Below are 11,704 nucleotides of genomic sequence, written 5' to 3' on the forward strand. Positions count from 1 at the left end.
GCGCGTCGACAACACCACCGATCACCGCGCCACTCCCTGAAGAAAGATTCCTGCTCGGCGCTGCTGGCGTCCGGGCACCACTCGCAGTACTGGCTTTACTTTTTTGACAGGGTATGGAGGAGAAGATGAAGAAAGCTTTAGCTGCCGCAGCGCTGCTGACTTTCGGCGTTGCAGCACATGCACAGAGCAGCGTGACGCTGTATGGGCGCCTGGACGCTGGTCTGGAGTACATGACGGGTGTGCCGACGAGCGCAACGGGTAGCGGCACGGCGACGGGTAGCACGCACCGCTTCCGCGCAGAGTCCGGCGACTGGGGTACCAGCCTGTGGGGCTTGAAGGGTGCTGAAGACCTGGGTGGCGGCTACAAGGCTGTGTTCCAGTTGGAAGGCTCGTTCAACACGATGACGGGCGCAGGCCCGGGCGGCGGCGGCCTCTTCAATCGCTGGGCGACGGTCGGTTTCGCAAGCGATCAATACGGTACGTTCACGATGGGCCGCATGCTGTTCATCTCGAACGGCGTGTGGGACTTCGATCCGTTCGGTCAGTCGAACTGGTCGTCGGCATCGCTGGTTCGTGGCCGCAACTGGCCGCAATCGAGCAACAACGTTGCTTACCAGTCGCCGAAGATCGCTGGCTTTGACTTCTACGGCCAGTACGCTCTGTCGAACACGACGAACTGGAACGGTAACAACCCGCTCGACGCCAACGGCAACCCGACGGGCCAGGGCCGCGAGGCAGGTGCACAGGTCACCTACACGTCGTCGCTGTTCCAGGTTCGCGGTATCTATGACGAAATCCGCAACCCGTCGACGGGCCAGCTGACGAACTCGTACAACTACTCGCGTGAGTACTCGGCTCTCGTGAACGTGTTCCTCGGTCAGTTCAAGATCCAGGGCGCGTACCAGGCAGTTCGCACGTCGGGTATCACGGCTGCTGCAGTTGGCACGCCGACGACGCTCGATCACGAATGGGGCGGTGTCACGTGGCAAGCAACGCCGGCAGCTGCTCTGATCGCAGCCGTCTACCACGTGAACGGCAACAACGGTGCAGGCAACGCGACGATCTACACGGTCGGCGGCTCGTACAACCTGTCCAAGCGCACGCTGCTCGACCTGCAAGTCGCAACGGTCCAGAACAGCAAGACGGCTAACTACGGTCTGAACGCAAACGCGGCAGGCACGACGGTCGGCACGGACAACCCGCTGCCGGGCCACAGCCAGACGGGCGTGTACGCAGGTATCCAGCACTCGTTCTAATCGGACGGTGCTAACAGAACAGATGTAACAGAAACGGTTTTCACGCTGCTGCGAGAGGCGCGTATCGGTGCGATGTCCGAAAGGGTGTCGCACCTTTTTTTATTTCCGCGCGCGGCGAAGCTCTCTTCACACGAGCAACGCACCGGCGCGGTGCAACGCCGGCGCTTTTTCACTTCACGTCACGTCAACATCGAGCCGCGACAGCGCGCGGCATAAGCGGCACAACTCAAACAGCCGCTTCGTTCTCCTCACCCGTACGAATGCGGATCACGCGCTCCACCTCCGCGACGAAAATCTTGCCGTCGCCGATCTTGCCCGTGCGCGCCGCGCCGATGATGGCATCGATCACCTGGTCGCACTGATCGTTCGACACAACGACTTCGATCTTCACCTTCGGCAGAAAATCGACGACGTATTCGGCGCCGCGATACAGCTCGGTATGTCCTTTCTGGCGGCCGAAGCCTTTGACCTCGGTAACCGTCAGCCCCGTCAGGCCGACTTCGGCGAGCGCTTCGCGCACTTCGTCGAGCTTGAACGGTTTGATGATGGCGGTGATGCGTTTCATGGCAGGCCTCGTCTCGGTTCTAAAAAGGAAAGTACGGATGCGTCGATTCTACGCCGCACTGCACACGTTGCCAGCCTCGGGCATGACAACGCGTGCGGCGACACGCGTGCAACGGCAGATAAAGACTGGTTTCAGGCGGCTTTGTCCGGAACCGTTGCAAGATCATCGGTCCAGACGACGGCTTCCGAATCGCTCGGCGCGCGCCAGTCGCCGCGCGGCGACAGTGAGCCGCCCGAGCCGACCTTCGGTGAATTCGGCACGCAGGTGCGCTTGAACTGGCTCGTCTTGAAGAAGCGCCACAGGAAGATGCCGAGATTGCGCTTGATCGCCGCGAGATCGTATTCGTTGCGCGCGACGTGCGCGCCTTCCGGCCAGCCGCCCTGCTCCTTGTCGCGCCATGCGTGCAGCGCGAGGAACGCGACCTTCGACGGCGCGAAGCCATAGCGCAGGATGTAGAACAGATTGAAGTCCTGCAATTCGTACGGGCCGATGAACGATTCCGTCTTCTGTTCGATCGCACCCGCCGATTTGCCCGGCACCAGTTCCGGGCTGATCTCGGTGGAAAGGATGTTGAGCAGCGTGTCCGAGCCGCTCTTGCCGACCGTGCCCGTCTCTGCGACCCAGCGCACCAGATGCGTGATCAGCGTCTTCGGCACGCTCGCGTTCACGCTGTAATGCGACATGTGATCGCCGACGCCATACGTGCACCAGCCGAGTGCGAGTTCGCTCAGATCGCCTGTGCCGATCACGATGCCGTTGTGGAAATTGGCGAGACGGAACAGATGATTCGTGCGCTCGCCGGCCTGCACGTTTTCGAACGTGATGTCGTACTTCGCCTCGCCCGCCGAATATGGATGACCAAGATCTTTCAGCATCTGTTCGCAGCTCGGCCGGATATCGATTTCCATCGACGTACAACCGACCACGCTCATCAATTCGCGCGCCTGCTTGAGCGTGCGGTCGCTGGTCGCGAAGCCCGGCATCGTCACGCCGATGATGTTCGTGCGCGGCAGCGCGAGCCGGTCCATCGCCTTCGCGCAGACGAGCAGCGCGTGCGTCGAATCGAGTCCGCCCGACACGCCGATCACGACCTTCTGGATATTCGACGCCGACAGCCGCTGCACCAGCGCCTGCACCTGAATGTTGTAGACCTCGTTGCAACGCTCGTCACGACGGCGTGTGTCGGCGGGCACGTACGGGAAGCGCTCGACCTTGCGCGCGAGCGGCAGCGCATGCGAAGCATCATGCCCGATCTCGAAGCGCACGATCTGGAACTTCGCGGCTTCGTCCTTGTGACGCTGCACCGACATGCCGAACGTCGTCTGCCGCATGCGTTCGTGCGACAAACGTTCGAGATCGACGTCGGCGAAGATCATGTGCGAGTCGTCGAGAAAACGCTCGGACTCGGCGAGCATCTCGCCGTTTTCGTAGATCAGCGCCTGGCCGTCCCAGGCCATGTCCGTCGACGACTCGCCGCGCCCCGCCGACGTGTACAGATACGCGGCGAGACAGCGCGCCGACTGCTGGCCGACCAGTTGATGCCGGTAACCCGACTTGCCGACCACGACATTCGACGCCGACAGATTGACGAGCACGTTCGCGCCCGCGAGCGCCGCGAACGACGACGGCGGAATCGGCACCCACACGTCCTCGCAAATCTCGACGTGAAAACGGAAATCGGGCACGTCCGTCAGTTCGAAGAGCAGCGAAGCACCGAACGGCACCTGCTGGCCGAGCAGTTCGATGTCGCGCGCGACGGCGCAATCGGCGGGCGTGTACTGGCGAGCCTCGTAGAACTCGCCGTAGTTCGGCAGATAGGTTTTCGGCACCGCGCCCAGCACGGCGCCGCGCGCGACGACGATCGCGCAGTTGTACAGGCTGTGATCCACCTGCAGCGGCATGCCGACGATCATCGCGACGGGCAACGTCTTCGACGCATCGACGATCTTTGCCAGCGCTGTCTTGCATGCATCGAGCAGCGCGCGCTGATGAAAGAGGTCGTCGCAGGTGTAGGCCGGCAAGCCGAGCTCGGGAAACGCGACGAGCGCCGCGCCTTTTGCGGCGGCTTCATGCGCGAGCTTGAGCGTCTCGTCGGCGTTGAACGACGGGTCCGCGACGCGGCAGCGCGGCACGCCGACCGCGACGCGCGCAAAGCGGTGCGAATACAGGTTGAAGAAGTTGCCTTTCATGTCAGAGATTCCTAAGGCGCGCACCGGGCGACGGTCACGCGCGAAACGGCGGCTATCGAACAGCGTAAATGATAAGCCGTAAGCGCATTCAAGGTCTCGATCATCTGCGCCTGCACGCCATGCCGCGCGCCTCGCGCGCGCATTTGCTTTAACATGGCCGTTCGCCGCGCCGCGGCCAGCCTGACGCCCGGGTTGCCTTGCAGCCGGGCGCGAGCCAGCCGGCAGGCGCGCAAGCCGCCAGCCCGCTTCACCCGATCCCGCCGCAATGCGAGCCAACGCGAGCGCACGGCATCAAGAATCGCCAACGGTCGAACAGATTGAACCAGGAACGTTTTGATTACCGCGCGGGCATCCTCGCTTCGCCGCTCGAAGTCGATGCCGCCGAATGGAACGCGTTGTTGAGCCGCCAGGCGCAACCCACGCCGTTCTTGCGCCATGAATTCCTGAGCGCGCTGCATGCGACGCGCTGCGCCGTCGCCGACACGGGCTGGGGGCCGCAATTCGTCACGCTGACGGACCCGCGCACGGACAAGCTGGCGGCCGCCGCGCCCGTGTATGCGAAAGGGCACTCGTACGGCGAGTATGTGTTCGATTGGGCCTGGGCCGATGCCTACAAGCGCAACGGCCTGCCCTACTATCCGAAGCTCTTGTGCGCGGTGCCTTTCACGCCCGTTCAGGGCACGCGCCTGCTCGCCGCCGACGGTCACGCGCTGCGCCATCTCGCCGCCACGCTCGTTGCCTTTGCCGAACAGGCCGACGTGTCGTCGCTGCACGTGCTGTTTCCCACCGAACAGGAAGCACAGACGCTAACCGATCTCGGCATGATGCAGCGAGAAGGCGTGCAGTTTCACTGGCTCAACGACGGCTATCGCGACTTCGACGAGTTCCTGTCGACGCTCGAACAGAAGAAGCGCAAGAACATCCGCGCCGAGCGCCGCAAGGTGCGCGATGCGGGCGTCACGTTCCGCCGCATGCTCGGCGAAGACATCAGCGACGCCGACTGGCGGTTCTTCAGCAAGTGCTATCGGCAGACGTACCGTGAGCACTTTTCGAGTCCGTATCTGAACCTCGACTTCTTCCGGATGATCGGCGAATCGATGCCCGAGAATCTGATGATGGTCATCGCCGAATACGAGGGCAAACCGATCGCCAGTTCGCTCGTCGTCTATCAGCGCGACGGGGCGAACGCGGGCGGCACGCTCTACGGCCGCTACTGGGGCGCGCTCGAACACGTGCCCTGCCTGCACTTCGAGACCGCGTACTATCAGCCGCTCGAGTTCTGCATCGAACAGAAGCTCGGCGTCTTCGAAGGCGGTGCGCAGGGCGAGCACAAGATGGCGCGCGGCTTCATGCCGACCGTCACGCGCTCGACGCACTGGCTCGCGCATCCTGCTTTTTCGGACGCCGTTGCGCATTTTCTCGACAACGAGAAGAATCACATTCACTCGTACGTCGACGAACTGCGCGAACACAATCCGTTCAAGGAATAACAGGGAAAAGCGCGTGCCATGCCGTGGTTTCTGTATCTGATCGAATGCTCGGACGGCAGCGTCTACACGGGCATCGCCACCGACGTGCAAGCCCGCTACGACAAGCATACGAGCGGCACGGGCGCGCGTTATACGCGCTCGCGCAAGCCGGTGCGTCTGCTGGCGTCGTTCGAACTCGCCGACCGGTCGAGCGCGTCGCGCGCCGAGTATCGGGTCAAGCAGCTGACGCCGGCGCAGAAATGGGAGCTGGCGTCGGGTGTTCGAACGCTGGAATCGGTGCTGCCCGTGGTTGAATTCGTTGAAGAAGCGCCAGAAAAGGATATTGCCGACGCCTGATGCGTTGCGCTGCATCATCGGCATCGTTCACACTGGCAGCAACAGTGTTTTCACGAATCGCCTCTCGACGCGCTTCCGGCGCAATCGGATACTTCCCCCACATCAACGCAACACCCGCAACTTTCAACGGCAAGCGTCTCAAGGGGAAGCAAAATGGACGAACGAAAGCGCGACAGCATGATTGCGTATCTGCGCCGCCGCATGGCTCAAGTCGGCATCAAGGTGACCGATCTGGCCACCGCACTCGCCGACGAACGACGCGCGAAAAAAGCCGTGCGCTTCCGTAGCGCATTCGGCGAAACGTGGGACGGCAAGGGCGCGATGCCGCAATGGCTGAGCAACGCCGTGAGCGCCGGACAATCGATGGAACACTTCGCAACGGGCAAGCCGGCGAAGGCAGTGAAAGCGGCGAAAGAAGAACGCGGCGGTGTCGACTGGCGCAACGATCCGTTCGCCGGCACGCGGCTGGCAACGGTGCCTGCGCAGTAAATTTGTGACGACCCGATGCCGCTTCCCAATGGAGTCGATCCTGCGGGTGTGATTCATCCCGTGTGTCCGTCGGCGGGATGGATGGGCAATCGAGGTTTGCTGCATGACAGCGACGCGCACATCGTGCGTGCGTGGCGGCTCAAGGCGTGGATCACCTGCCGCCTGTCCTACAAGGGCTGGAGCCGCCAGCCGCTGATGAAGCCCGGCCGATACACCGAGCTTTTCTTTCTCGACGAAGCGACCGCGCTGAGCGCCGGCCACCGCGCATGCGCGATGTGCCGACGATCGGATTACCTCGCGTTCAAGTCGCAATGGCTCACGGCTAACGGGTTCGAAACGAACATGCTCGCTGACGAACTCGACGGCAGGCTGCATGAAGAGCGGACTCATCGCGGCGCATCGGATGCATGGCGGCAGCCGCTAGCCGGGTTGCCCGCAGGCGTGATCGTGTTGTCGAATGACGTCGCGAGCCTGTGGGACGGCACGGCGTTGCGCCCGTGGTCGAACACAGGCTATGGCAACAAGCGCGTTCCCGACGACCTTCTAATGACCGTCAACCTGCTCACCCCGCCCTCGATCGTCGACACGATCCGACACGGCTACAGCGTTCAGCTACACGCGAGCGCGACGAACAGCTAGCCCCAAAAGCAAAGACGCTCCCGAAGGAGCGTCCTGTCAGCAATCCGGCCTGAGCGTGCGATTACTTCTTGAAGTTCGCGACGCCGTCCGTGATTTCCTTGTGCGCGGCGTCGATGCCCGCCCAGCCTTCGACCTTCACCCACTTGCCCTTTTCGAGCGCCTTGTATTGCTCGAAGAAGTGCTTGATCTGGTCCTTCAGGTATTGCGGCACGTCGTCGACCGACTTCAGGTCCGCCGTCATCGGGCAGATCTTGTCGTGCGGCACGGCGATCAGCTTTGCGTCGACGCCCGATTCATCCGTCATCTGCAGCATGCCCAGCGCGCGTGCGCGGACCACGGAACCAGCCAGCAGCGGGAACGGCGTGATCACGAGCACGTCGACGGGGTCGCCGTCGCCCGACAGCGTCTGCGGAATGAAGCCGTAGTTGGCGGGATAGCGCATGCCCGTGCCGATGAAGCGATCGACGACGAGCAGGCCCAGATCCTTGTCGGCCTCGTACTTCACGGGGTCGCTTTGCGCCGGGATCTCGATGATGACGTTGAAGTCTTGCGGAAGGTCTTTACCAGCGGGAACGTGATTGAAGCTCATGGCGCTCTCTGATCAGGATGAAATGGGAACATGGCGCGCGGCGCGCGCTGCGCCACCGATACGGGACGCGGCGCCGGATCTCCGACACCGCGGCCGGATACTGCGGCCAGACACCGCGCGAACCTGCGCGAAGACTGCGGAATGCGCCATTATAGCCAATCGGCCGATGACACCCGCGTGGCGATCGGCGCGATAATCGTTTCATGCGGCTCGCTGCTTCGCGCCGCCCGCCGCCGTCGCCTGTCCTTTTCGTTGTCTGGTTTGTTGCCGGTCTAACGCCCAACAAGGCAAGGAGCATGTGTGGAAGATGCGAAACATTTCATCGGCGGTGAATGGACCGCGTCGTCGGGCGGGGACACGATCCCCGTGGTCGATCCTTCCGACGGCCAGCCGTTCACCACGCTAGCACGCGGAACGGCCGCCGACATCGATCACGCCGTCCAGTGCGCGCGCCGCGCCTACGAAGGCGCATGGGGCGCCGTCAGCGCCGCCGAACGCGGGCGCCTGCTGTACCGCCTGTCGATGCTGGTCACTGCGTGTCACGAAGAACTGGCACAACTCGAAGCGCGCGACACGGGCAAGCCGCTCAAGCAGGCGCGCGGCGACGCCGCCGCCCTCGCCCGCTATTTCGAGTTCTATGCAGGCGCCGCCGATAAACTCCACGGCGAAACGCTGCCCTACCAGAACGGCTACACCGTCTTCACGATCCGCGAGCCGCATGGCGTCACAGGACACATCGTGCCGTGGAACTACCCGATGCAGATCTTCGGTCGCAGCGTCGGCGCGGCGCTTGCCACGGGCAACGCGTGCGTCGTGAAACCCGCAGAAGACGCGTGTCTGTCCGTCTTGCGCGTCGCCGAACTCGCTGCCGAAGCGGGTCTGCCAGCAGGCGCGCTTAACATCGTCACCGGCTACGGACACGAAGCGGGCGCGGCGCTCGCGCGCCACGCGGGCATCGATCACATCTCGTTCACCGGTTCGCCTGAAACGGGCAAGCTCGTCACGCAGATGGCCTCCGAAAACCACGTGCCCGTCACGCTCGAACTCGGCGGCAAGTCGCCGCAAATCGTCTTCGCCGACGCCGATCTCGACGCCGCGCTGCCCACGCTCGTGAACGCAATCGTGCAGAACGCCGGGCAGACCTGTTCGGCGGGCAGCCGCGTGCTGATCGAGCGCAGCATCTACGAGCCGCTGCTCGATCGCCTCGCCGGCGCGTTCAATGCGCTGCGCGTCGGACCGGCACATGCCGATCTCGATTGCGGGCCGCTGATCAGCGCGAAGCAGCAGCGCCGCGTGTGGGATTTTCTCTCCGACGCGCAACACGACGGCATCGCGATGGCGGCCCATGGCGAAGTGATCGCGGAAGCGCCGGAATCCGGCTTCTATCAGGCGCCCACATTGCTGCGCGACGTGCCGCCCACACACCGTCTGGCACAGGAAGAAGTGTTCGGCCCCGTGCTCGCCGCGTTGCCATTCGCCGACGAAGACGAGGCGCTCGCGCTTGCCAACGGCACGGCCTACGGACTCGTCGCAGGCGTCTGGACGCGCGACGGCGGCCGCCAGATGCGCATTGCTCGTCGCGTGCGTTCGGGCCAGGTTTTCGTCAACAACTATGGTGCGGGCGGCGGCGTCGAATTGCCGTTTGGCGGCGTCAAGCATTCCGGCCACGGCCGCGAGAAAGGCTTCGAAGCGCTGTACGGCTTCACGGTGCTGAAAACCGTCGCGATCCGGCACGGCTGACGCACGAGAACTCGAAGCGTTCTGGCGCACACAGCGGCGCTCACTCTAACGACAAGGAGACATCATGCGGTTGACGGGCAAAACGGCCATCGTCACGGGCGGCGGCTCGGGCTTCGGCGAAGGCATCGCGAAGACTTATGCGCGCGAAGGCGCGAACGTCGTGGTCAACGATCTGAACGGCGCAGCGGCCGAACGCGTCGCGAGCGAGATCGCGCTGGCGGGCGGCAAGGCGATCGCGGTCGCGGGCGACGTGACCAGTGCAGGCGACTGGCGCTCACTGCGCGCCGCCGCGATCGAGGACTTCGGCAGCGTGCAGATCGTGGTCAACAACGCGGGCACCACGCATCGCAACAAGCCCGTGCTCGACGTGACGGAAGACGAATTCGACCGCGTGTACGCCGTCAATGTGAAGAGCATCTACTGGAGCGTGCACGAGTTCGTGCCGTACTTCCGCGAGCAAGGCGGCGGTGTATTCGTCAATATCGCATCGACGGCAGGCGTGCGGCCGCGGCCTGGCCTCGTCTGGTACAACGGCAGCAAGGGTGCGGTGATCGTCGCGAGCAAGGCGCTCGCCGTCGAACTCGGACCGGACCGCATCCGCGTGAACTGCGTGAATCCCGTGATCGGCGAAACGGGGTTGTTGACCGAGTTCATGGGCGTCGAGGACACGCCGGAGAACCGCAAGAAGTTTCTGGCGGGCATTCCGCTCGGCCGCTTCTCGACGCCGCAGGACATCGCGAACGCCGCGCTCTATCTCGCGTCCGACGAAGCGGAGTTCATCACGGGCGTGTGTCTCGAAGTGGATGGGGGACGCTGCGTGTAGCCGCGCACGATCTGGAGCATGCGGCGCGCCTTGCCATTCCGCGCGCGCCGCATGGCAAAAGTCGCCTTAATCGTTGAAATATCAGTGTTTTCACTGACGCCGCGTGGCTTTTCAGCGCGCGTTGAAAGTTTAGAATCGCGAACGGCGGTACGACATTTCCACAAAAACGAGATTCACATAGGACCAGCCTAAAAGCGCTAGCGCGCCGACGCTGGTCAATAGGAGACAAGCGTGTCCAGTCCTGCGAATCCGCTCCACCATCCCGGCGCAGGGGCGCCGCCTTCCACCTTCGAAGAGGCGACGTACAGAAAAGTCGCCTGGCGTCTGACGCCACTTCTGATGCTCAGCTATGTCGTTGCATATCTGGACCGCGTCAATGTCGGCTTCGCGAAGCTCGGCATGAGTACGGACCTGGGTCTGTCCGATGCCGTCTATGGCTTCGGCGCGGGGATTTTCTTCATCGGCTATTTCATCTTCGAGGTGCCGAGCAACATCATTCTGCATCGGGTCGGTGCGCGGGTCTGGATCGCGCGGATCATGGTGACGTGGGGCATCGTCTCGATGCTGACGATGTTCGTCACCACGCCGACGATGTTCTACGTGATGCGCTTCCTGCTCGGTCTTGCCGAAGCGGGCTTCTTCCCTGGCATCATCCTGTACCTGACGTACTGGTATCCGGCGCAGCGGCGCGGCCGCATGACGACGTGGTTCATGACGGCGATCGCGATTTCGGGCGTGGTCGGCGGGCCGATTTCGGGCTACATCCTGAAGTCGTTCGATGGTACGAATGGCTGGCACGGCTGGCAGTGGCTGTTCCTGCTCGAAGGCGTGCCGTCCATCATCGTCGGCATTCTGGTGTTCATCGTGCTCGACGACCGCATTTCGAAGGCGACGTGGCTCACGAAGGAAGAGCGCGAACTGCTCGAACGCAACATAGCCGCTGAAGACGCAACGAAGGAAGATCATGCGATCGGCAAGGTGATGCTGAGCCCGCGTGTGCTGATGATGAGCCTGATCTACTTCTCGTTCGTGATGGGTCTGTACGGTGTGAGCTTCTGGCTGCCGACGATCATCAAATCGACGGGTGTCACCGATGCGTTCATGATCGGGTTGCTGTCGGCGATTCCGTTCGCGGCTGCCGTGATTGCGATGGTGTTTGTTGCGCGCAGCGCCGATCGGACGCGTGAGCGGCGGTGGCACGTTGCTGTGCCTGGTTTCGCTGGGGCGCTGGGGCTGGTGCTTTCTGTTGTCTGGGCTAAGGACACGACGCTGGCTATGGCTGCTCTCACGCTGGCTACTATGGGCATCCTGACCACGCTGCCGTTGTTCTGGAGTTTGCCTACGTCATTTCTTGCCGGTACGGGCGCTGCCGCTGGGATCGCCTTGATTAATTCCATCGGGAATCTGGCTGGGTTTCTCAGCCCCTATGCCGTGGGCTGGCTTAAGCAGGCTACTTCGGCTAATGCCGCCGGCATGTATATGCTTGCCGCGTTTATGATTCTTGGCGGGTTGTTGGCTCTTTGCGTGCCGGCGCGGTTAGTTAATCGATAGCGGCGGTTTCTGGATTCTGGTTCTGGCTTCTGGCTTC

The 11,704-nt window shown here is 63.0% G+C and carries 11 protein-coding genes; 8 read left to right on the top strand and 3 right to left on the bottom strand.

Annotation, left to right across the window (positions count from 1 at the left end; genetic code table 11):
- Nucleotides 1-125 precede the first annotated feature (125 nt).
- Nucleotides 126-1,256, top strand: a complete 1,131-nt coding sequence (locus QEN71_RS24885; protein WP_201660892.1) for a porin — start codon at nt 126-128, stop codon at nt 1,254-1,256.
- Nucleotides 1,257-1,482: 226 nt separating this feature from the next.
- Here QEN71_RS24885 and glnK read toward each other — a convergent pair whose 3' ends face one another.
- Complete coding sequence (gene glnK / locus QEN71_RS24890) at nt 1,483-1,821, bottom strand: P-II family nitrogen regulator (RefSeq protein WP_201660895.1); 339 nt, start codon at nt 1,819-1,821, stop codon at nt 1,483-1,485.
- 131 nt (nt 1,822-1,952) lie between these two features.
- Nucleotides 1,953-4,010, bottom strand: a complete 2,058-nt coding sequence (locus QEN71_RS24895) for an NAD(+) synthase (RefSeq protein ID WP_201660898.1) — start codon at nt 4,008-4,010, stop codon at nt 1,953-1,955.
- Nucleotides 4,011-4,327: 317 nt separating this feature from the next.
- Here QEN71_RS24895 and QEN71_RS24900 point away from each other — a divergent pair, with 317 nt between their 5' ends.
- From QEN71_RS24900 to QEN71_RS24915, 4 genes are all read left to right on the top strand, one after another.
- Nucleotides 4,328-5,500, top strand: a complete 1,173-nt coding sequence (locus tag QEN71_RS24900) for a GNAT family N-acetyltransferase (protein WP_201660902.1) — start codon at nt 4,328-4,330, stop codon at nt 5,498-5,500.
- Nucleotides 5,501-5,518: 18 nt separating this feature from the next.
- On the top strand, nt 5,519-5,836 hold the full coding sequence (locus QEN71_RS24905; protein ID WP_201660905.1) for a GIY-YIG nuclease family protein: 318 nt from the start codon (nt 5,519-5,521) through the stop codon (nt 5,834-5,836).
- Between the two features lie 153 nt (nt 5,837-5,989).
- The gene (locus QEN71_RS24910; RefSeq protein ID WP_201660908.1) at nt 5,990-6,325 is read left to right on the top strand and encodes an H-NS family nucleoid-associated regulatory protein; all 336 of its coding nucleotides are present in this window, start codon (nt 5,990-5,992) and stop codon (nt 6,323-6,325) included.
- 15 nt (nt 6,326-6,340) lie between these two features.
- Nucleotides 6,341-6,964 (top strand): hypothetical protein, encoded by a 624-nt coding sequence (locus tag QEN71_RS24915; protein WP_201660913.1) that lies wholly within the window; start codon nt 6,341-6,343, stop codon nt 6,962-6,964.
- A 61-nt stretch (nt 6,965-7,025) separates the two neighbouring features.
- Here the strand turns inward: QEN71_RS24915 and ppa are convergent, their stop codons facing one another.
- Complete coding sequence (gene ppa / locus QEN71_RS24920) at nt 7,026-7,553, bottom strand: inorganic diphosphatase (RefSeq protein WP_201660916.1); 528 nt, start codon at nt 7,551-7,553, stop codon at nt 7,026-7,028.
- A 300-nt stretch (nt 7,554-7,853) separates the two neighbouring features.
- On the opposite strand from ppa, the gene QEN71_RS24925 reads away from it, so the two are divergent.
- From QEN71_RS24925 to QEN71_RS24935, 3 genes are all read left to right on the top strand, one after another.
- On the top strand, nt 7,854-9,293 hold the full coding sequence (locus tag QEN71_RS24925) for an aldehyde dehydrogenase family protein (RefSeq protein WP_201660919.1): 1,440 nt from the start codon (nt 7,854-7,856) through the stop codon (nt 9,291-9,293).
- A gap of 64 nt (nt 9,294-9,357) precedes the next feature.
- Nucleotides 9,358-10,116 (top strand): SDR family oxidoreductase, encoded by a 759-nt coding sequence (locus QEN71_RS24930; protein ID WP_201660922.1) that lies wholly within the window; start codon nt 9,358-9,360, stop codon nt 10,114-10,116.
- Between the two features lie 231 nt (nt 10,117-10,347).
- Nucleotides 10,348-11,667 (top strand): MFS transporter, encoded by a 1,320-nt coding sequence (locus tag QEN71_RS24935; RefSeq protein ID WP_201660925.1) that lies wholly within the window; start codon nt 10,348-10,350, stop codon nt 11,665-11,667.
- Nucleotides 11,668-11,704 lie beyond the last annotated feature (37 nt).

Source organism: Paraburkholderia sabiae (genome assembly GCF_030412785.1).
GTDB lineage: Bacteria > Pseudomonadota > Gammaproteobacteria > Burkholderiales > Burkholderiaceae > Paraburkholderia > Paraburkholderia sabiae.